This window comes from Paraburkholderia youngii, assembly GCF_013366925.1.
Lineage (GTDB): Bacteria > Pseudomonadota > Gammaproteobacteria > Burkholderiales > Burkholderiaceae > Paraburkholderia > Paraburkholderia youngii.
Map to the genome: position 1 here is coordinate 4,726,755 of NZ_JAALDK010000001.1, position 19,346 is coordinate 4,746,100.

At 63.9% G+C, this 19,346-nt stretch carries 16 protein-coding genes; 7 read left to right on the forward strand and 9 right to left on the reverse strand.

What is annotated here, in order from left to right; genetic code table 11:
* Positions 1–208: 208 nt before the first annotated feature.
* Both G5S42_RS21645 and G5S42_RS21650 read left to right on the forward strand, forming a co-directional pair.
* On the forward strand, positions 209–781 hold the full coding sequence (locus G5S42_RS21645) for a ComEA family DNA-binding protein (protein ID WP_176108660.1): 573 nt from the start codon (positions 209–211) through the stop codon (positions 779–781).
* Between the two features lie 20 nt (positions 782–801).
* The gene (locus G5S42_RS21650; protein WP_373685672.1) at positions 802–1,317 is read left to right on the forward strand and encodes a YidB family protein; all 516 of its coding nucleotides are present in this window, start codon (positions 802–804) and stop codon (positions 1,315–1,317) included.
* A gap of 175 nt (positions 1,318–1,492) precedes the next feature.
* Here the strand turns inward: G5S42_RS21650 and clpB are convergent, their stop codons facing one another.
* Positions 1,493–4,090, reverse strand: coding sequence for an ATP-dependent chaperone ClpB (gene clpB / locus G5S42_RS21655; protein WP_176108662.1), 2,598 nt, complete (start codon positions 4,088–4,090; stop codon positions 1,493–1,495).
* Between the two features lie 170 nt (positions 4,091–4,260).
* On the reverse strand, positions 4,261–4,791 hold the full coding sequence (locus G5S42_RS21660) for an Rrf2 family transcriptional regulator (RefSeq protein ID WP_176108663.1): 531 nt from the start codon (positions 4,789–4,791) through the stop codon (positions 4,261–4,263).
* Positions 4,792–5,047: 256 nt separating this feature from the next.
* Between G5S42_RS21660 and G5S42_RS21665 the strand changes: the two genes are divergently transcribed.
* The gene (locus G5S42_RS21665) at positions 5,048–5,596 is read left to right on the forward strand and encodes a group III truncated hemoglobin (protein ID WP_176108664.1); all 549 of its coding nucleotides are present in this window, start codon (positions 5,048–5,050) and stop codon (positions 5,594–5,596) included.
* 74 nt (positions 5,597–5,670) lie between these two features.
* On the opposite strand, the gene G5S42_RS21670 is transcribed toward G5S42_RS21665, so the two are convergent.
* From G5S42_RS21670 to ltrA, 7 genes are all read right to left on the reverse strand, one after another.
* Positions 5,671–6,147 (reverse strand): molybdenum cofactor biosynthesis protein MoaE, encoded by a 477-nt coding sequence (locus tag G5S42_RS21670; protein WP_176108665.1) that lies wholly within the window; start codon positions 6,145–6,147, stop codon positions 5,671–5,673.
* 59 nt (positions 6,148–6,206) lie between these two features.
* Positions 6,207–6,464, reverse strand: coding sequence for a molybdopterin converting factor subunit 1 (gene moaD / locus G5S42_RS21675; RefSeq protein WP_176108666.1), 258 nt, complete (start codon positions 6,462–6,464; stop codon positions 6,207–6,209).
* 55 nt (positions 6,465–6,519) lie between these two features.
* Positions 6,520–7,731 carry a molybdopterin molybdotransferase MoeA gene (locus G5S42_RS21680; protein WP_176110587.1) on the reverse strand — a complete coding sequence of 404 codons (1,212 nt, stop codon included), beginning with the start codon at positions 7,729–7,731 and terminating at the stop codon, positions 6,520–6,522.
* Positions 7,732–7,968: 237 nt separating this feature from the next.
* Positions 7,969–9,420: a threonine synthase gene (gene thrC / locus G5S42_RS21685; RefSeq protein WP_176108667.1), complete on the reverse strand. Its 1,452-nt coding sequence runs from the start codon at positions 9,418–9,420 to the stop codon at positions 7,969–7,971.
* Between the two features lie 8 nt (positions 9,421–9,428).
* Positions 9,429–10,760: a homoserine dehydrogenase gene (locus G5S42_RS21690; protein WP_176108668.1), complete on the reverse strand. Its 1,332-nt coding sequence runs from the start codon at positions 10,758–10,760 to the stop codon at positions 9,429–9,431.
* Positions 10,761–10,862: 102 nt separating this feature from the next.
* Positions 10,863–12,110, reverse strand: a complete 1,248-nt coding sequence (locus G5S42_RS21695; protein ID WP_312883589.1) for a pyridoxal phosphate-dependent aminotransferase — start codon at positions 12,108–12,110, stop codon at positions 10,863–10,865.
* Positions 12,111–12,493: 383 nt separating this feature from the next.
* The gene (ltrA, locus tag G5S42_RS21700) at positions 12,494–14,194 is read right to left on the reverse strand and encodes a group II intron reverse transcriptase/maturase (RefSeq protein WP_176108670.1); all 1,701 of its coding nucleotides are present in this window, start codon (positions 14,192–14,194) and stop codon (positions 12,494–12,496) included.
* A gap of 1,183 nt (positions 14,195–15,377) precedes the next feature.
* Here ltrA and G5S42_RS21705 point away from each other — a divergent pair.
* From G5S42_RS21705 to G5S42_RS21720, 4 genes are all read left to right on the forward strand, one after another.
* Positions 15,378–15,752 carry an Mth938-like domain-containing protein gene (locus G5S42_RS21705; protein WP_176108671.1) on the forward strand — a complete coding sequence of 125 codons (375 nt, stop codon included), beginning with the start codon at positions 15,378–15,380 and terminating at the stop codon, positions 15,750–15,752.
* A gap of 112 nt (positions 15,753–15,864) precedes the next feature.
* Complete coding sequence (locus G5S42_RS21710; protein ID WP_176108672.1) at positions 15,865–17,619, forward strand: ArnT family glycosyltransferase; 1,755 nt, start codon at positions 15,865–15,867, stop codon at positions 17,617–17,619.
* 24 nt (positions 17,620–17,643) lie between these two features.
* Entirely contained in the window at positions 17,644–18,015 is a 372-nt protein-coding gene (locus G5S42_RS21715) for an SMR family transporter (RefSeq protein ID WP_013089326.1), read from the forward strand.
* A gap of 176 nt (positions 18,016–18,191) precedes the next feature.
* The gene (locus G5S42_RS21720; protein ID WP_176108673.1) at positions 18,192–19,343 is read left to right on the forward strand and encodes a DegT/DnrJ/EryC1/StrS family aminotransferase; all 1,152 of its coding nucleotides are present in this window, start codon (positions 18,192–18,194) and stop codon (positions 19,341–19,343) included.
* Positions 19,344–19,346: the final 3 nt, after the last annotated feature.

Consider the following 19,346-nt stretch of genomic DNA (forward strand, 5'->3'; position numbering starts at 1 on the left):
GTATCCACCGATAAATTCACCGGAATTGCATGCGGCTAAAAGTTTTAAAGATTGTGTGGCCGGATTTACTTGTCATCGATCGATCGGTATAAATCGACCGCTATCTCAAATCGGGTCTGCGATTTGTTCTATGCTTAAACGCAGCGCCCGCTGACAGGATAGGTCGTCCGTTCCCGGCTAACTTTTTGCCCTCAATGGAGTGCTTGCCATGCTGAAGAAGCTTTTCATGCTTTGCGTCGCTGTGGCTTTGTCGCTGTCGGCCGGATTTGCCGCGGCCGTGGAAGTGAATACCGCCGATCAGGCCGCGCTCGAATCGGTCAAGGGCATCGGCCCCGTGCATGCGAAAGCGATCCTCGACGAACGCGCCAAAAACGGCCCGTTCAAGAATGCCGACGATCTCGCCGCGCGCGTGAAGGGCCTCGGCCAGAAATCGGTCGAGAACCTCGAAGCGGCCGGACTGACGATCAACGGCTCGTCGGCGCCGCCGACCGGCGCGAAGACGTCGACCAAGTCGGCCACGAAGACGACGCCGGCGGCTCCCGCGGCAACCACCGCCGCCGCGCCCGCTGCCACGACGGCAGCGCCGGCCGCGGCTGCTCCCGCGTCGGCCGCGAAGCCGTCGAAGTCGAAGAAGAAGGCCGCTGCATCCGACGCGACAGCCGCTGCGGCGCCGGCCGCCGCGGCAGCTAGCGCACCGGCCGAAGCATCCGGCACCAAGGCTTCGAAGAAGAAAGCGAAGAAGAGCAAGGCGGCATCCGCCGCGGCCGCGTCCGGCGCTTGAGGCCGGCGGGGCTGCCGCCCTTGCGTTTCACCGCGACGCGCAACCGCGCGTCGTCGTCACCCGCCCGGCCGTCATGCACGCGCCGGCACTCAAGAGAGACCGTCATGAGCCTACTCGACACCATCGGTTCCCTGCTTGGCAAATCGCCAGAAGGCGGCGGCCAGCAAGCGCTGATCGCAGCCGCGCTCGAATTCGTCAACAACCAGCCTGGTGGCCTGAACGGCCTGATCCAGCGCTTCCAGGAAAAGGGCCTCGGCGACGTCGTGTCGTCGTGGGTCGGCAACGGCGAAAACCAGCCGATCGCGCCCGACGCGCTGCATAACGTGCTCGGCTCCGAGGCCGTGAGCGGCCTCGCCGCCAAGGCCGGCGTCCAGCCGGATCAGGTGACAGGTCTGCTGTCGCAGATCCTGCCGCACGTCGTCAACGCGGCCACGCCGGAAGGCGAAGTGCCGGCCGATGGCAAGCTGAACGCGACCACGGTGCTCGGCGCGCTCGGCGGCCTGTCGGCGCTGCTCGGCAACAAGGGCAACGCTTGACCACGAAGTGCGCGATGCGCCGACGGCGGCTCATGCTGCCGGTCGAGGTCGACGCCCGGTTTGAAAACGGCGGGCAAAAAAAACCGGCAACGAAGTCGCCTTCGTTGCCGGTTTCTTAACGTTGGCGGGAACGACTCGACTGCCGCCGTCCCGTCGCGTCATCCAGCCATCGCGCTCAGTGCACGACGCGTTCGAACCGCAGCTCACCGTCGTCCACTTCGACCGGAATGACATCCTTCGGACCGAACTTGCCGGCCAGAATCAGCTTCGCGATCGGGTTCTCGATCTCCTGCTGGATCGCGCGCTTCAGCGGCCGCGCACCGAACAGCGGATCGTAGCCGACCTTGCCGATGTGCTCGAGCGCCGCGTCCGATACCACCAGCTGCATGTCGAGCTTCGCGAGCCGCTCGTGCAGACGCTGCAACTGGATCCGCGCGATCGACTGGATGTTCGAGCGATCGAGCGCATGGAACACCACGACGTCGTCGATCCGGTTCAGGAACTCGGGCCGGAAGTGCAGCTTCACCTCTTCCCACACCGCGTCCTTCACCGCTTCCTGCGGCTCGCCGACCATCGCCTGGATCACCTGCGAGCCGAGGTTCGAGGTCATCACGATCACCGTGTTCTTGAAGTCGACGGTGCGGCCCTGGCCATCGGTCATGCGGCCATCGTCGAGCACCTGCAGCAGCACGTTGAACACGTCCGGATGCGCCTTCTCGATTTCGTCGAGCAGGATCACGCTATACGGCTTGCGGCGCACGGCCTCGGTCAGATAGCCGCCCTCCTCGTAGCCGACGTATCCCGGCGGCGCGCCGATCAGACGCGCGACGCTGTGCTTCTCCATGAACTCGCTCATGTCGATACGGATCAGGTGATCTTCCGAATCGAACAGGAACGACGCCAACGCCTTGCAAAGCTCGGTCTTGCCGACGCCGGTCGGCCCCAGGAACAGGAACGAGCCGTACGGGCGGTTCGGGTCCGCCAGACCCGCCCGCGAGCGGCGGATCGCATCGGCGACCGCGCTGATCGCCTCGTCCTGGCCGACCACGCGCTCATGCAGCTTCGACTCGATCTGCAGCAGCTTTTCGCGCTCGCCTTGCATCATGCGCGACACCGGAATACCGGTGGCCCGCGACACCACTTCGGCGATCTCTTCCGCGCCGACCTGCGTGCGCAACAGACGCGGACGCTTCGGACTGTTCTGCTCCTCGGCTTCGGCGCGCGTGACTTCCTTCAACTGCGCTTCGAGCCCCGGCAGCTTGCCGTACTGAAGTTCGGCGACCTTCTCGAGCTTGCCCTCGCGCTGCAGACGCACGATTTCCGCGCGCGTCTTCTCGATCTCTTCCTTCAACTGCGCGCTGCCCTGCACCGCTGCTTTTTCGGCGGTCCAGATTTCTTCGAGGTCCGAATATTCACGGTTCAGGCGTTCGATTTCCTCTTCGATCAGTTGCAGACGCTTCTGCGACGCTTCGTCCTTCTCCTTCTTCACCGCTTCGCGTTCGATCTTCAGCTGGATCAGACGACGGTCGAGCCGGTCCATCTCCTCCGGCTTCGAGTCGATTTCCATCTTGATCTTCGACGCGGCTTCGTCGATCAGGTCGATCGCCTTGTCCGGCAGGAAGCGGTCCGTGATGTAGCGATGCGACAGCTCCGCCGCCGCGACGATCGCCGGGTCGGTGATGTCGACGCCGTGGTGCAGCTCATAGCGCTCCTGAAGACCGCGCAGGATCGCGATGGTCGCCTCGACCGACGGTTCGTCCACCAGCACCTTCTGGAAACGGCGCTCGAGCGCGGCATCCTTCTCGATGTACTTGCGGTATTCGTCGAGCGTGGTCGCGCCGACGCAATGCAGTTCGCCGCGCGACAGCGCCGGCTTCAGCATGTTGCCCGCGTCCATCGCGCCCTCGGCCTTGCCGGCACCGACCATCGTGTGAATCTCGTCGATGAAGACGATGGTTTGGCCTTCGTCCTTCGCGATGTCGTTGAGCACGGCCTTCAGGCGCTCTTCGAACTCGCCGCGATATTTCGCGCCCGCGAGCAGCGCGGCCATGTCGAGCGACAGCACGCGCTTGTTCTTCAGCGTTTCCGGCACTTCGCCGTTGACGATGCGCTGCGCGAGTCCTTCGACGATCGCGGTCTTGCCAACGCCCGGCTCGCCGATCAGCACCGGGTTGTTCTTGGTGCGGCGCTGCAGGATCTGGATGGAACGGCGGATTTCGTCGTCGCGGCCGATCACCGGATCGAGCTTGCCGGCGCGGGCGCGCTCGGTCAGGTCGATCGTGTATTTCTTCAGCGCTTCGCGCTGGCTTTCGGCGTCCTGGCTATGCACCTGGGAGCCGCCGCGCACCGCGGCGATCGCGGTTTCGAGCGCCTTGCGCGACAAGCCGTGCTCGCGCGCGAGACGGCCCACGTCGCCTTTGTCGTCGGCGACCGCGAGCAGGAACATTTCGCTCGCGATAAACGTGTCGTTGAGCTTTTGCGCTTCCTTGTCGGCCTGGTTCAACAGACCGGTCAGTTCACGGCCGATCTGCACGTTGCCGTCAGTGCCTTGCACCTGGGGCAGCCGCGTGATCGCGTCGTTCAGTGCGGTCTGTAGAGGTTGTACATGCACGCCGGCGCGCGATAGCAGCGAGCGAGCGGAGCCGTCCTGCTGCGCGACGAGTGCCGCCAGCACGTGAACGGGTTCGATGTACTGATTGTCGTGGCCAACCGCCAGACTCTGGGCGTCCGCGAGTGCTTCCTGGAATTTAGTGGTGAGTTTGTCGATTCTCATCAAGAGACCTCCAATTTCGATTACCACCAAAATGAGGCGATTTATTAGGGTTTCAAGCGCTTTTTTGGCCTCGGTCGCAACTATTTAACATTTGAGCGCAAGAACTGCCGCGATCCTTCCCCGGTGAGGCGGCCGGACGGGTTTGCGCACCCTCGAGCCGACCCGATGTCCTAGCTCTTGTGGCCCAACGTCGCCGAACTGCCGCCACGCGTGCCATCCGATGCCACCGGAATCGGCAGCGGCACCCTCTGAACGTTGGGTCCCAACCCGAGCAATGCCGCGAGCGGACTTTTCGGTTGCGCGACTTCGCCGATGGTAAAGCGATCGAGTTCGGCGAGAAAAGCGAGGCTCGCCGCCTGCAGCGCGCCGCGCAGCCGGCAGTGCGGCGTGATGACGCAAGGCCGCTCTTGGCCTTGCCGGTCCGGCAGACAGCCGACCAGCGCAAAGTCGCTTTCCGTGACCCGCACCACGTCGCCGACGGTCAGCGACAGCGATTGTGCGGCGAGCCGCAACCCGCCGTTGCGGCCGCGCACGGTTTCGACCCAGCCCAGTTCACCCAGTTGCTGCACGACCTTCATCAGATGATTCTTCGAGATGCCGTAAGCTTCCGAAATGTCATGAATCGTCGATAATCCGTCGCCCCGCACCGCGAGGTACAGCAGCACGCGCAGCGCGTAATCCGTATAGTCGGTAAGTCTCATAGGTCCTGGTATAGCTTGAAAAGCTGCGAGCAAGTGCGTTGAACGTGCCCGATAACCGCGTCGACGCAAGGGTTGCCGTGAATCTGCGCCGCGCCCTAACATCAGTGGCTGGCGGCGTCGTTGCTCGAATCGCGTTGCAAAGCTGTGTCGGATAGCAATAGTAGCTTTTTCCGCATCAACCGTTTGTTAGAAAAACGGGGGGTTCGAAGTTCAGTTAAGCCGCCGCCATCGGCAAACGTATTTTTCTGGAATCCGCATGAATCCGTCTTTCCCCGCCGCGCCACCGGTCGAGCGCGCGGCCGAACCCACCGAGGCCAATATCCGCGAGCTCGTCTACGGCTTTTACGATCGTGTGCGCGCCGATCCGCTGCTCGGTCCGGTCTTCGACGCGAAGCTCGAGGGCCGCTGGGACGACCATCTGCCGAAGATGTGCACATTCTGGAACAGCCTCGTGCTCGGCGCGAAGCAGTATCGCGGCAACGTGCAGCAGGTGCATCAGCCGCTCGAAGGCATCGAGCCGCAGCACTTCAGCCGCTGGCTGTACCTGTTCCTGGATACGGTCGAATCGCGCTATCAACCGGCCGCGGCGGTCCGCTTCATGGAGCCGGCGCTACGGATTGCGCAGAGTCTGCAACTGAGCCGTTACGGCTGGGATTACAAGATTCCGGCTGAGCAGCAGGCGCTGCTCGAGCGGGTGGCGCCGAAGCGTCGGCCCCGCGATGCTGACGACGATGGCGAGCAGCCGTCGCGGCCGGCTGGGGAGCCGTTTCCAGTGCCGATCATCGGACGCTCACGGGAGCAGTGAACGTCGGTCGGCGCCGACCCGCCTGACACAAACGCGCCGCGTGCGCCACCGCAGCGCCGTGGCCCGCGGTTCGGCTACTCCGCCGTCTGGTTTCCCGATGCGATGCCCCAGCGCGCGAGCGCGGCATCGTCGGTCACGCGCGCGTCGACCCAGCGCTCGCCCGCGTCGGTTTTCTCTTTCTTCCAGAACGGCGCTTCGGTCTTCAGATAGTCCATCACGAATTCGCACGACGCAAACGCGTCACCGCGATGCGCGGCCGTCGTCACCACGAGCACGATCTGATCGAGCGGATACAGCTTGCCAACACGATGCACGATCAGCACCTCGATGCCCGGCCAGCGTTCGCGCGCACGCTCGACGATCGCCTCGAGCGACTTCTCCGTCATGCCCGGATAGTGTTCGAGCTCCATCGTCTCGACCGCGCTGCCCTCGTTCAGGTCGCGCACGGTGCCGACGAAGCACGCGACCGCGCCGATCGTCGGATTGCGCGCGCGCAGCGCGGCCACCTCGGCGCTGAGGTCGAAGTCTTCGGTCTGGACGCGAACGGGCATGGGTGACTCCTGATGGCTTTTGTCGCTGGCGTGAACGTGATGATGGGCGTGAGCGCGGCTCAGCCGCCGGTAACGGGCGGAAAGAACGCGACCTCGCAGCCCTCGGTAATGCGCGTGCTCGCGTCGGTCATCACGTGGTTGCAGGCCATGCGCAGCGCGCGGCCTTCGGCGAGCGTCTCGGCCCAGATGCCGCCACGCACGCGCAGCCACGCGCGCACGTCGCCGACGGTCGCGATGCCGTCGGGCACCTCGACGGTTTCGTCGGAGGTATTGAGCGCTTCACGTACGCTCGCAAAGTATCGGAGTTCAATCTTCATCGGGATACCGCCGGGTTTGTGCCGCGCATGCCGCGCATGCCTCGGATAGCCTGCCTCAGTTCAGCAGTTCGGAAAACGGAATGAAGCGCACGGTTTCGCCGGCGCTGATCGCGTGGTTCGGCGGATTGTCGATCAGGCCGTCGCCCCACACGGTCGACGTCAACACGGCCGAGCTCTGATTGGCAAACAGTTCGAGCCCGCCGGCCGCGTTGACGCGCGCGCGCAGGAATTCGTTGCGACGATCGGCCTTGCCCTGCGTGAAGTCCGCGCGCAGCGACAGCGCGCGCGGCGCGACCGCCTGCACGCCGGCCAGCCGCAGCACGAACGGACGCACGAACAGCAGGAACGTGACGAAGCTCGACACCGGATTGCCCGGCAGGCCGATGAAAAACGTTTCGGCCGTGCCCGCCGCGCCACGGCGCACCGCGCCGAATGCGAGCGGCTTGCCCGGCTTCATCGCGATCTGCCACATCGACAGACGCCCTTCGGCCTCGACCGCCGGCTTCACATGATCCTCCTCGCCGACCGACACGCCGCCGCAGGTGAGAATCAGATCGTGCGCCTCAGCGGCCTCGCGCAGCGTTGCGCGGGTCGCGTCGAGCTGATCGGCGACGATGCCGTAGTCGGTCACGTCACAGCCGAGCTTCTCGAGCAGGCCGCGCAGCGTGAAGCGATTCGAGTTGTAGATCGCGCCGGGCTTCAGCGGCTCGCCGGGCATCGTCAGTTCGTCGCCGGTGAAAAACACGGCGACCTTCACGCGCCGACGCACCTCGAGCTGCGCGCATCCGACCGACGCGGCAAGCCCCAACGCCTGCGGCGTGAGCCGCGTGCCGGCCGGCAGGATCACCGAGCCCGCGCGAATATCGGCGCCCTGCGCGGTGATCCACTCGCCCGCCTGCGGACGATGCACGATCGTCACTTCGTCGCCGGCCACCTCAGTCTGCTCCTGCATCACGACCGCGTCCGCGCCAGCGGGCACCGTCGCGCCGGTGAAGATGCGCGCCGCGCTATGGGGCGCGAGCGGCGCCGGCGCATGGCCGGCCGGAATCCGTTGCGAGACCGGCAGGCGGCTGCCGTGCGCGAGATCGGCGATACGGACTGCGTAGCCGTCCATCGCGCTCGTGTGCATCGGCGGCACGTCGAGCGGCGAGGTGACGTCGGTGGCGAGCACGCGATTCAGCGCGTCGAGCGTCGGCAGCGTTTCGATACCGTCGATCGCTCGCGCGGCGTCGAGCAGGATCGCCAACGCATCGGCAGTGGCGAGCATCGGAGCGCGGGGCGTGGGTGTGGACATCTGGAGTGTCGAAGCCGCAGGTTAAAAGAACATTGTAGCGGCCGATGCCGTTAGCCTGGGCGGCCGGGCGTCATGGAGAGTTTTTTGTGAATTTCGCTGCGTGGCCGCGAGGGGTGCGGCCAGCGTTTTTTCGTAGAGCGGGCGTGGGAGTCGGGATGCCGCGTGAGCCGAAAACGGCCCACACGGCCCGCTTGCCCTCGCCGGTCGCCATTATTCGCCGGTATTCGCGACGATGAAGTCCTTCACCCGCTGCGAGTCCGCGGGCACGACCTCGAAGCGCTGCGGCAGCGACTCGAGCCCCGCGAACGCCGCCGGCCGCTCCGGTTCGCGCAGCAGCGCTTCGCGGATCGTCTCGCCGAACTTGATCGGTTGCGCGGTCTCGAGCACGATCATCGGAATGCCCGGTTGCAGATGCTCGCGCGCGACCTTCACGCCGTCGGCCGTGTGCGTGTCGATCATCGTGTCGTAGCGCTGGAACACGTCGCGGATCGTCTCGACGCGGGTGTCGTGGTTGCTGCTGCCGGACACGAAACCGAACTCCCTCACGCGCGCGAAGTCGCCGCTCGCCGCGAGGTCGAAACCGCCCTTCTCCTCGACGTCACGGAACAGTTGCAGCACGCGCGCCGGATCGCGGCCGAGCAGGTCGTACACGAAACGCTCGAAGTTCGACGCCTTCGAGATGTCCATGCTCGGGCTGCTCGTGTGATACGTCTCGGCCGCCTTGCGCACGCGGTAGATGCCGGTGCGGAAGAACTCGTCGAGCACGTCGTTTTCGTTGGTCGCGACGACGAGCTTCTCGATCGGCAGACCCATCATGCGCGCGATGTGACCCGCGCACACGTTGCCGAAGTTGCCAGACGGCACCGTAAACGACACGCGCTCGTCATTCGACTTCGTCGCGGCAAAGTAGCCCTTGAAGTAATAGACGACCTGCGCGACGACCCGCGCCCAGTTGATCGAATTGACCGTCCCGATCTTGTACTTCGCCTTGAACGCGTGATCGTTCGACACCGCCTTCACGATGTCCTGCGCGTCGTCGAACACGCCTTCCACCGCGAGGTTGAAGATGTTCGGGTCTTGCAGGCTGTACATCTGGGCGGTCTGGAACGCGCTCATCTTTTTGTGCGGCGACAGCATGAACACGCGGATGCCCTGCTTGCCGCGCATCGCATACTCGGCGGCGCTGCCGGTATCGCCCGAGGTCGCGCCGAGAATGTTCAGCGTTTCGCCGTGCTTCGCGAGCGCGTACTCGAACAGGTTGCCGATCAGCTGCATCGCCATGTCCTTGAACGCGAGCGTCGGCCCGTTCGACAGTTCGAGCAGCGACAGCGGCGCGCCGTCTTCGACGCCGAGCGTCTTCAGCGGCGTGATCTGCGCGGCGCTTTCGTCGTCGCGCACGTTGCAGTAGGTCGCGGCCGTGTAGGTCTTGCGCGTCAGCGCGCGCAGATCGTCGGCGGGGATGTCGTCGCAGAACTTCGACAGGATCTCGAACGCGAGATCCGCGTACGGCAGCGTGCGCCAGCGCGTGAGTTCATCCGCGGTGACGCGCGGATATTCGGCCGGCAGATACAGGCCGCCGTCTTTCGCGAGACCGCCGAGCAGGATGTCGGAGAAGGTATGGCGCTCGCCGGCTCCGGCGCCGCGCGTGGAGAGGTAGTTCATAGTTCGGCCTAGTTCAGCGCTTCCATGCGCAGCTTCGTGACTTGCGAGACGACGGTCTGCAGCGCCTCGATCGACTTGATCGCGGCGTTGACCTGCTTTTCGACCGTCTCGTGCGTGATCAGCAGGATGTCGGTTTCGCCCTTGCCGTTCGCGTCGACGAGTTCCGATTCCTTCTGCAGCAGCGCGTCGATCGAAATGCCGGTGTCCGCCAGAATGCGCGTGATGTCGGCGAGCACGCCGGTCACGTCGGCGACGCGCAGGCGCAGGTAGTAGCCGCTCGTGACTTCTTCGATCGGCAGGATCGGCGTGTTCGACAGGCTGTCCGGCTGGAACGCCAGATGCGGCACGCGGTGCTCGGGGTCGGCCGTGTGCAGACGCGTCACGTCGACCAGATCGGCAACCACCGCGGACGCCGTCGGCTCCGCGCCCGCGCCCTTGCCGTAGTACAGCGTCGTGCCGACCGCGTCGCCATGCACGACGACCGCGTTCATCGCGCCTTCCACGTTCGCGAGCAGGCGCTTTTCCGGAATCAGGGTGGGATGCACGCGCAGTTCGATGCCCTTGTCGGTGCGCCGCGTGATGCCGAGCAGCTTGATGCGATAGCCGAGTTCCTCGGCGTATTTGATGTCGATCGCGGCGAGCTTGCTGATGCCCTCCACGTACGCGCGGTCGAACTGCACCGGCACGCCGAACGCGATCGCGCTCATGATCGTCGCCTTGTGCGCGGCGTCGACGCCTTCGATGTCGAAGGTCGGGTCCGCTTCCGCGTAGCCGAGTTCCTGCGCGGCCTTCAGCGCGGTGGCGAAATCGAGCCCGCGGTCGCGCATCTCCGACAGGATGTAGTTCGTCGTACCGTTGATGATGCCGGCGATGTACTGGATACGGTTCGCCGTCAGGCCTTCGCGCAGCGCCTTGATGATCGGAATGCCGCCCGCCACCGCCGCTTCGAACGCGACCATCACGCCGTTCGCGCGCGCCGCCTCGAAAATCTCCGTGCCATGTACGGCGAGCAGCGCCTTGTTGGCGGTGACCACGTGCTTGCCGTTGTTGATCGCGCGCAGCACGAGGTCGCGCGCAATGCCGGTGCCGCCGATCATTTCCGCGACGATCGCGATCGACGGATCGTCGACGACCGCGTGGAAGTCATCGGTCAGCGCGACGCTGCCGGCTTCGCCGCCGAGCGCCGCGGTCGCCTTGGCCGGGTTGCGCACGGCGATACGCGCAATCTCGATACCGCGACCCGCGCGACGTTTGATTTCTTCCTGATTGCGGCGCAGTACCGTGAAGGTGCCGCTGCCTACCGTGCCGAAGCCCAGCAGTCCAACTTTGATCGGTTCCATGCAGCGTGTGTTTCTATTAGAGGTTTGAAAAGGGTGTCTGGGGTGGCACGAGCGGCGCGCCTGATGCGCCGCGTCACGCGCCACATCGTACGCGAGGCCGGCTCAGGCTGTGTGACGCTTGCGGTAGCCATCGAGGAAGCGCGCGATCCGGTTGATCGAATCCGCGAGGTCGTCGACGTTCGGCAGGAACACGACGCGGAAGTGATCCGGCGTCTTCCAGTTGAAGCCGGTGCCCTGCACGAGCAGCACGCGCTCTTCGAGCAGCAGGTCGAGGATGAACTGCTGGTCGTTCTGGATCGGATACACCTTCGGGTCGAGGCGCGGGAACATGTACAGCGCCGCTTCCGGTTTCACGCAGCTTACACCGGGGATCGCCGTGAGCATCTCATACGCGAGCTCGCGCTGCTTGTACAGGCGCCCGCTCGGCACGATCAGGTCGTTGATGCTCTGATAGCCGCCGAGCGCGGTCTGGATCGCATACTGGCCGGGCACGTTCGGACACAGCCGCATCGATGCGAGGATGCCGAGCCCTTCCAGATAGTCTTTCGCGAGCCGGCGGTTCTCGCCGGTCAGGCCCGAAATGGCCATCCAGCCGGCGCGGTAGCCGCACGAGCGGTAGCTCTTCGACAGGCTGTTGAAGGTGACGGTCAGCACGTCTTCGGACAGCGACGCCATCGACGTGTGCTTCTTGCCGTCGTAGATGATCTTGTCGTACACCTCGTCGGCGAAGATCACGAGGCCGTGCTGGCGCGCGATCTCGATCAGGCCGAGCAGCAGTTCGTCCGAATACAGCGCGCCGGTCGGGTTGTTCGGGTTGATCACGACGAGCGCGCGCGTGTTCGGCGTGATTTTCGCGCGGATGTCGTCGAGGTCGGGCATCCAGCTATTCGACTCGTCACAGATGTAGTGCACCGGCGTGCCGCCCGCGAGGCTCACGCCGGCGGTCCACAGCGGGTAGTCAGGCGCGGGCAGCAGCACTTCGTCGCCGTCGTTGACGAGGCCCTGCAGCGCCATCACGATCAGCTCGGACGCGCCGTTGCCGATGTAGATGTCGTCGAGCTCGACGCCGTGCACGCCCTTTTGCTGCGTGTAGTGCATGATCGCCTTGCGCGCGGCGAACACGCCCTTCGAATCGGAGTAGCCCGACGAGCTGGGCAGGTTCAGGATCATGTCCTGAATGATTTCATCGGGTGCCTCGAAACCGAACGGCGCCAGATTGCCGATGTTCAGCTTGATGATGTGGTGGCCCTCTTCTTCGAGCCGCTTCGCGTGTTCGAGGACGGGCCCGCGAATGTCGTAGCAGACATTCAACAATTTGTTGGATTTGAGAATCGGTTTCACGGCGGGCACTTCATCCTGGTTGATGGCTGGGGCAAACCTTGGGCAAACGGGGCCCGGCTGACGTCACCGGGCCGCTCGGATTCACCGATACGGGAATTCGGACGCGGCGGCGCCACCGAAGGCGGCCAACTGCGAAATGGGGTCGAACTGTCGAGTAGCCGCAGCTTTCCGGGTTCCGGCGCGGAAAAAAACGCAGCGAAAGCGGGCGATGCCAGCACAGGTAGCCGGTGGACCACGCCGATGCGCCCAGCGCGGCTTGTGGCGGCACTTGAGCGAGGGGCGCCGCAAGGCGGCTGTAGGGTAGCCCCCTTTCCTCTCGGAAAAGGGGCCCCCTTGGAACTGTACGTGCGACTTTCACCGCATACAGCTCGAGCCTACAAACAATGCCCCGTTTACAACGGGACCGGCTTCGTTACTACAAGTCTACCAGCGTGCACTTGCTGGTGGCAGTGCGGGTGAAGCAGTACCCGGTTGGACAACGCGTCCGACCCGCCATGCATCCGATATTCCAGATGATGATCGTGCCAGCCGGTGTCGTCCGTCAGAGCACAACCACAGTGCGCACACAACCCGCTCTGTGACATAAATAGCGTCGCCCATTGCTTCCGGTACCGCACGGATTCCCGCATGCGTTCCTGACGCAACTGCTCGCCATACTGCTCCCACGTCGGATCAAAGGGGTGGTAGTCCCCTTTCACCTTCTTGTGCCGTTTGATAACCGTACCGTTGATCTGGTATAGCTCAAATAGCCCCTTGCTACCGTCTTTCCAAACCACAGGAGCAGCGAACACCCACTGACGTTCGCCAACTGAGCGGAAATACTTCTGTCCCACCCACCGGGCGTTCTTTTGCGGATGCCGCCTCTTAGACCACCACCAGAGTCTCCGAAAAACCAGATACTCCATGCGGTTGTACGCCTGTTTGGCCACGACGGGACTGTGATATTGCGCCCAGCCCCGTAACATCGGGTTCAGCAGCCGGATCAGATCCTCCTGCCTCACCGTCTTGTTGCCGCTGATCGTTTCCGACACCTTGCGATAGAACGCTTGCGCGTTTTTCTTGCTCGGCTTGATGAGCAGTTTTCCCGAGTATTTCCGGAAATTCCACCCAAGGAAATCGAAACCGTCATCAATATGGGTGATGCGCGTTTTCTCCTCCGACAGTCGCAGTCCCCGAACAGCAAGGAATGCTTCCACCCAAGGCTGGACTTCGCTCTCCAGCACCTCTTTCGAGTCACCGGTGATGACGAAATCGTCCGCGTACCGCACCAAATTCACTTTCAGCTTCTTGGCTTTTGCAATCCCTAGCTTCGCACCGAGGTGCGAATTCAGTTCACGTTCCAGCCCGTTCAGCGTCACGTTAGCCAACGTCGGGGAGATAATTCCTCCCTGTGGCGTACCGGCCTCAGTCGCCTGTAGCTGCCCTTTATAAATCAGGCCAGCTTTCAACCACTTCCGCAGAATGCTTCTGTCCATTGGGACATTCGCAATCAACCAGTCGTGATTGATCCAGTCAAAGCAGCCTTTGATATCCGCTTCCAATACCCATTTGGCAGAGCCTTTCTGGGACATAGCGACGAATATCTGCGACATGGCATCGGCAGTCGAGCGGTTAATCCTGAACCCATAGGAGTTCGGGTCGCTCGTCGATTCCGACACCGGCTCCAGTGCCAGCAGATACAGGGCTTGCATCGCCCGGTCCCGCATGGTCGGAATGCCCAAAGGGCGCTCCTTCCCATTGGCCTTGGGGATAAAGACTCTCCATAATGGCAGAGGCTTGTATCCGCGCCGCTTCAACCTGCCGACGGCTTCCCATCGGCTTTCAGGCGAATCCCACAGTTCGCGATCGACTCCCGCCGTTCGCGCACCTTGGTTCTGCGTAACACGTCGTACCGCATACAACTTTGCGGACAACGTGCGGGTCAGCATCCGTTGCAGGGCTTTCACCCTGCGCCAGTCACCTTCCCGCGTCGCCTTCGCAATTCGAATCTGCATCCCTCTCACGTTCCGTTCGACCCGACGCCAATCTACGGCGTACCAGTTGTCAGGCACGTGGGAAAGCGCAGATCCATCCTTTCGGACGGATACTTTCATGCTGCTCTCCTACCTTGGGTTGATCATTCCCGCAGCAGAAGGCGCATCTTCCCCAACGGGGTAGACACACCCCGCTGGGGAACAACAGTTGAACAAATGTGGCCGCATGCGCCCACATGTCATCCATGTACGACTCACGAGCGCGAACGCCCGTGTCTACCAAAGCATCAAGGTCTGTCAGCCATCTTGCGACGGTAGACCAGACGGAAGTCTGCCCGCTTTCGCGTGGGATAATGTCCCAACCCCTATCCGGACCATTACAGCCCGGCATTCGCTTTTTCCGTCCTCCCATACCCGCACCGTCAACAGCGTTCCTTACGGTCCACCTGCCAGCCAAACCGCGCTGGCAACGATACGGGCTTACCGCGTTCCCGGCATGTCACACGACTGACGTAGGTTCTGCCTATTCCCCGACGGTCCAACGACGACGCAATCCGACCTTCTAGCGGATTGACCGACCGCACACCTTTTGGTTAGTGCCTATCAGCAGCTTTGGCACTGCATTATTAACGAGGTTTAACAGCAGTTCACTTACATTAACCCTATCAGCCAGCCTAGCTCCTCGACCCCCTTGCTGCTGGGAGTCTCCGAATGCCTACCTCACGGCAAGCAGTCGCCCGAAAACCATCCGGGGGCTACGTTGTCAGAGAAGCTTCACACCCCACCGTTACCAGTGACGCATGTTCTCCTAGGCTACTGCTGGTCGTACAGCAGGTTCCCTGTCCCGCACTAAGCCGCGGGCTGGAACAATGACACACCGAGCTTGCGCTCGACATACCTTAAAATCACATACCCCAATCCGCCTTGTTAGCGGAGGTGAGGCCGCTAACCGGGCGGAACCTGACGGAAATCAGGTCAATGCAATTACGCTCGTGGGTCCTAAGACCTGCGAGCGTGTAAGGCCGCAATTCCAAGCCAGACGGCGCTCGGTTTCGCTTGCTACACAAGGGGTGGCCACAAGGTGCCACCAATGGGACGGCTTTCGCCGTCCAGTCGATGCGACTCGCGTCGCACAAAAAGTTATAATTTAGCGGATTTTGGCCGACTTCCGCAATGCACCACTCGCAACGGCAAGCCTTTTCGGCCTTCTCGTGCGTCACACGCGTCGAACCGCACCGCCTGTGCGACGTGCATCCAGGCCGGTAATACGCATGACGTCTCACGACGACTTCGGAAAACCAATTTGAAATTACATCAGGATTCCAGCGGCGCGCTGAATACCGTTACCGGCTACGGCGCCGACTACGTCGAAATCAATCTGGTGCGTCACGCGGGCAGTATTCTCGTGCTGCCGGACGCGCCGGTCATTCCCTGGCCCGTCTCGTCGTTCGAGCGGCTGAGCGCCGAGCATTTCGCGATGCTGGTCGACGCCGCGCCCGAAGTGGTCGTGTTCGGCAGTGGCGAGCGGCTGCGCTTTCCGCACCCGCGGCTGACCGCCGCGCTCACCGCGAAACGCATCGGCGTCGAAACGATGGACTTCAAGGCCGCCTGCCGCACCTACAACATTCTGATGGCCGAGGGCCGCAAGGTCGCGGCCGCGTTGCTGATCGAAGCCTGAGCGGGCCCGGCGCCGGCGCATCCCGCGCGAGCCCGCGCCGGCGCCGGCCCCGTTCTGGCCCCCGCGCCGCGCCGGTGCGCGCGTCGTCGATAACAAGAAGGGTTGATATTTCATGAACGATACGCCGTCGAGGCTACCGCTCAACCGCACCGCAATCCTGTTGCTGGTGCTGGTTCTCGCCGTGATCTGGTTCGTGCCGCTCGGCTGGCGCCATCTGCTGCCGAGCGACGAAGGCCGCTACGCCGAAATGGCGCGCGAAATGTTCCTGACCGGCGACTGGATCACGCCGCGCTACAACGCCTACAAGTACTTCGAGAAGCCGCCGCTGCAAACCTGGGCGAACGCGCTGACGTTCGCGTGGTTCGGCATCGGCGAATGGCAGGCGCGCCTCTATACCGCGCTGACGGGCTTCGCCGGCGTGCTGCTGATCGGCTTCACCGGCGCGCGCGTGTTCAACGCAGCGACCGGCGTGTTCGCGGCGCTCGTGCTCGCCTGCGCGCCGTACTGGAACCTGATGGGCCACTTCAACACGCTCGACATGGGCCTGTCGTTCTGGATGACCCTCACGCTGTGCGCGCTGCTGCTCGCGCAGCGCCCGAACCTGCGCCTCCCGTGCGTGCGCGGCTGGATGTGGGTGTGCTGGGCGTCGATGGCGCTGGCGGTGCTCTCCAAGGGCCTCGTCGGACTGATCCTGCCGGGCGCGGTGCTGGTGCTCTACACGCTGATCGCGCGCGACTGGGCGCTGTGGAAGCGGCTTCACCTGGTGAGCGGCCTGATCGTCTTTTTCGCGATCGTCGCGCCGTGGTTCGTCCTCGTGCAGCAGCGCAATCCGGAATTCCTGAACTTCTTCTTCGTCGTCCAGCAGTTCAAGCGCTATCTGACGCCCGAGCAGAATCGCCCCGGCGCGTTCTACTACTTCGTGCCGGTGCTGCTGGTGGGCTTCCTGCCGTGGCTGTCGGTAACCGTGCAAAGCGTGCGCCACGCGTGGCGTCAGCCGCGCCAGCCGAACGGCTTCGCGCCGGTCACGCTGATGCTCACGTGGATCGTCTTTATCTTCCTGTTCTTCAGCGCGTCGCACTCGAAGCTGCTGTCCTACACGCTGCCGATCGCGCCGCCGATCGCGATGCTGATCGGCATGTACCTGCCGCTCGTCACGCGCGAGCAGCTGCGCCGGCATCTGGCGGGCTACGCGCTGTTTTTCGTGGTCGCCGCGTTTGCGGCGCTGTTCCTGCCGCGCCTCGGCTCCCAGCGTAATCCAGCCGCGCTGTACGCCGAATTCCGCGTGTGGGTGCTCGCCGGGCTGGCCGTGGCTTTCGTGCTCACGCTGGTCGCGTTGTGGCTGAACCGCCGCGGCGAGGATGGCGTGGGCGCCAACGCGCGGGTCGGCCTCGGCAGCCTCGCCGCGTTCGGCGCGGGCTGGCTGCTGCTCGCCACGATCGCGGGCACCGGCCACGACGTGTTCGGACGCCTGAGCTCCGGCGCGCCGCTCGCGCCCGCGATCAAGGCAAAACTCGCGCAACTGCCGCCCGACACGCCGTTCTACTCGGTCGGCGTGCTCGACCACACGCTGCCGTTCTACATCGGCCACACGATGATCATGGTCGCGCACCCGGACGAGCTCGCGTTCGGCGTGTCCGTCGAGCCGCAAAAATGGGTACCGACGGAACAAGCGTGGATCGAGCGCTGGAAGGCCGATCGCTACGCGCTCGCGCTGATCCCGCCGCCGACCTACGAGCGCCTCGTCAAGCAAGGCGTGCCGATGCAGGTGATCGCGCGCGATCCGCGTCGCGTGGTGGTGATGAAGCCGCTCGCCGACGGGGCTCCCGCCGCCGCTGCCCCCGCCTCCACGCCCGCGGCAAAGCCCTAATCCTCTCGAGAACCAGACCGTTCGATGAACCCGATTTCCCTCTTCTGCATCCTCGCCGGCGTCACGCTGAACGCCGGCGCGCAGCTGCTGCTCAAGGCCGGCACGAATGCCGTTGGACACTTCGAATTCACCCGTGCGAACATCCTGCCCATCGGCTTCAAGCTGGCAACCCAGCCGCCGATCATCGGCGGGCTCGCCTGCTACGTGATCAGCGTGGCGGTATGGATCATCGGGCTCTCGCGTGTGGACGTGTCGATCGCGTATCCGATGCTGTCGCTTGGCTACGTGGTCAACGCGATCGCCGCGTGGTACCTGTTCGGCGAAGTGATGTCGGTGCAGAAGCTGGTCGGCATCGGCATCATTCTGGTCGGCGTGGTCGTGCTCGCGCGCAGCTAGGCGCCGGGCCTCGCGCAGGAACCCGCGCGGCACACGAGCCGCCTAAGCCTGACGTAAGGTAGGGCGCGGTAAGCTGCACGGTTGCGTTTTTTCCGCCGCGGCCTTGGGTTTGCGCGTAGTTTGTGGTTTACTTCGCGCCCGTCGGGCCGCGCCCCTTTCAATCGAGCGATGCATTCATGAGCCAGTCACAAGTCCCGTTTTTGCCGTTTGTCAAGCCCGAGATCGACGAGGAAACGATCCAGGGCGTCGCCGACGTGCTGCGTTCCGGCTGGATCACCACCGGCCCGCAGAACCAGAAGTTCGAGGCAGCGCTGTCCGAGTTCTGCGGCGGCCGCCCGGTGCGCACGTTCAATTCCGGCACGGCGACGCTCGAAATCGGCCTGCGCATCGCCGGCGTCGGTCCCGGCGACGAAGTCATCACGACGCCGGCCACCTGGGTGTCGACCTGCAACGTGATCCTCGAAACCGGCGCGACGCCGGTGTTCGCCGACATCGACCCGGTCACGCGCAACATCGATCTCGATCTGCTCGAAAAAGCCATCACGCCGCGCACCAAGGCACTGTTGCCGGTGTTCCTGTCCGGCTTGCCGGTCGACATGGACCGTCTGTACGCGATCGCCCGCGAGCACAAGCTTCGCGTGATCGAAGACGCCGCGCAGGCGTTCGGCTCGACCTGGAACGGCGAGCGCATCGGCAAGCTCGGCGACATCGTGTCGTTCAGCTTCCACGCGAACAAGAACCTGACCTCGGTCGAAGGCGGCGCGCTCGTGCTGAACAACGAGGAAGAAGCGGTGCTCGCTCAAAAATACCGGCTGCAGGGCATCACGCGCACCGGTTTCGACGGCATGGACTGCGACGTGCTCGGCGGCAAGTACAACCTGACCGACGTCGCCGCGCGCGTCGGCCTCGGCCAGCTGCCGCATCTGGAGCGCTTCATCGCACAGCGCAAGAAGCTCGTGCGCGCGTACTTCGCGCAGTTCGAAGGCGGCGCGGCCGTGAAGCTCGGCGTCGGCCTTCCCGTCGCGGACTTCGAAAACAGCAACTGGCACATGTTCCAGATCACGCTGCCGCTCGAAAAACTGTCGATCGACCGCGCCGGCTTCATGGGCGAACTGAAGGAACGCGGCATCGGCTCGGGCGTGCACTACCCTGCGCTGCACCTGTTTTCCCTGTACCGCGCGCGCGGCTTCAAGGAAGGCATGTTCCCGCACGCCGAACGCTTCGGCGCCACCACCGTCACGCTGCCGCTCTTCACGCTGATGAACGAAGGCGACGTCGAGCGCGTGTGCCGCGCGGTCAACGAAATTTGCGAACACTACGGAAAGTAAGCG

What these genes read in the sequence shown, in the direction of transcription:
- G5S42_RS21665 (WP_176108664.1), top strand. Translation starts at nt 5,048, where the DNA reads ATGAATCCGTCTTTCCCCGCCGCGCCACCGGTCGAGCGCGCGGCCGAA.
- moaD (WP_176108666.1), bottom strand. Translation starts at nt 6,464, where the DNA reads ATGAAGATTGAACTCCGATACTTTGCGAGCGTACGTGAAGCGCTCAAT.
- G5S42_RS21710 (WP_176108672.1), top strand. Translation starts at nt 15,865, where the DNA reads ATGAACGATACGCCGTCGAGGCTACCGCTCAACCGCACCGCAATCCTG.
- G5S42_RS21690 (WP_176108668.1), bottom strand. Translation starts at nt 10,760, where the DNA reads ATGGAACCGATCAAAGTTGGACTGCTGGGCTTCGGCACGGTAGGCAGC.
- clpB (WP_176108662.1), bottom strand. Translation starts at nt 4,090, where the DNA reads ATGAGAATCGACAAACTCACCACTAAATTCCAGGAAGCACTCGCGGAC.
- G5S42_RS21680 (WP_176110587.1), bottom strand. Translation starts at nt 7,731, where the DNA reads ATGCTCGCCACTGCCGATGCGTTGGCGATCCTGCTCGACGCCGCGCGA.
- G5S42_RS21645 (WP_176108660.1), top strand. Translation starts at nt 209, where the DNA reads ATGCTGAAGAAGCTTTTCATGCTTTGCGTCGCTGTGGCTTTGTCGCTG.
- thrC (WP_176108667.1), bottom strand. Translation starts at nt 9,420, where the DNA reads ATGAACTACCTCTCCACGCGCGGCGCCGGAGCCGGCGAGCGCCATACC.
- G5S42_RS21715 (WP_013089326.1), top strand. Translation starts at nt 17,644, where the DNA reads ATGAACCCGATTTCCCTCTTCTGCATCCTCGCCGGCGTCACGCTGAAC.
- ltrA (WP_176108670.1), bottom strand. Translation starts at nt 14,194, where the DNA reads ATGAAAGTATCCGTCCGAAAGGATGGATCTGCGCTTTCCCACGTGCCT.
- G5S42_RS21670 (WP_176108665.1), bottom strand. Translation starts at nt 6,147, where the DNA reads ATGCCCGTTCGCGTCCAGACCGAAGACTTCGACCTCAGCGCCGAGGTG.
- G5S42_RS21720 (WP_176108673.1), top strand. Translation starts at nt 18,192, where the DNA reads ATGAGCCAGTCACAAGTCCCGTTTTTGCCGTTTGTCAAGCCCGAGATC.
- G5S42_RS21660 (WP_176108663.1), bottom strand. Translation starts at nt 4,791, where the DNA reads ATGAGACTTACCGACTATACGGATTACGCGCTGCGCGTGCTGCTGTAC.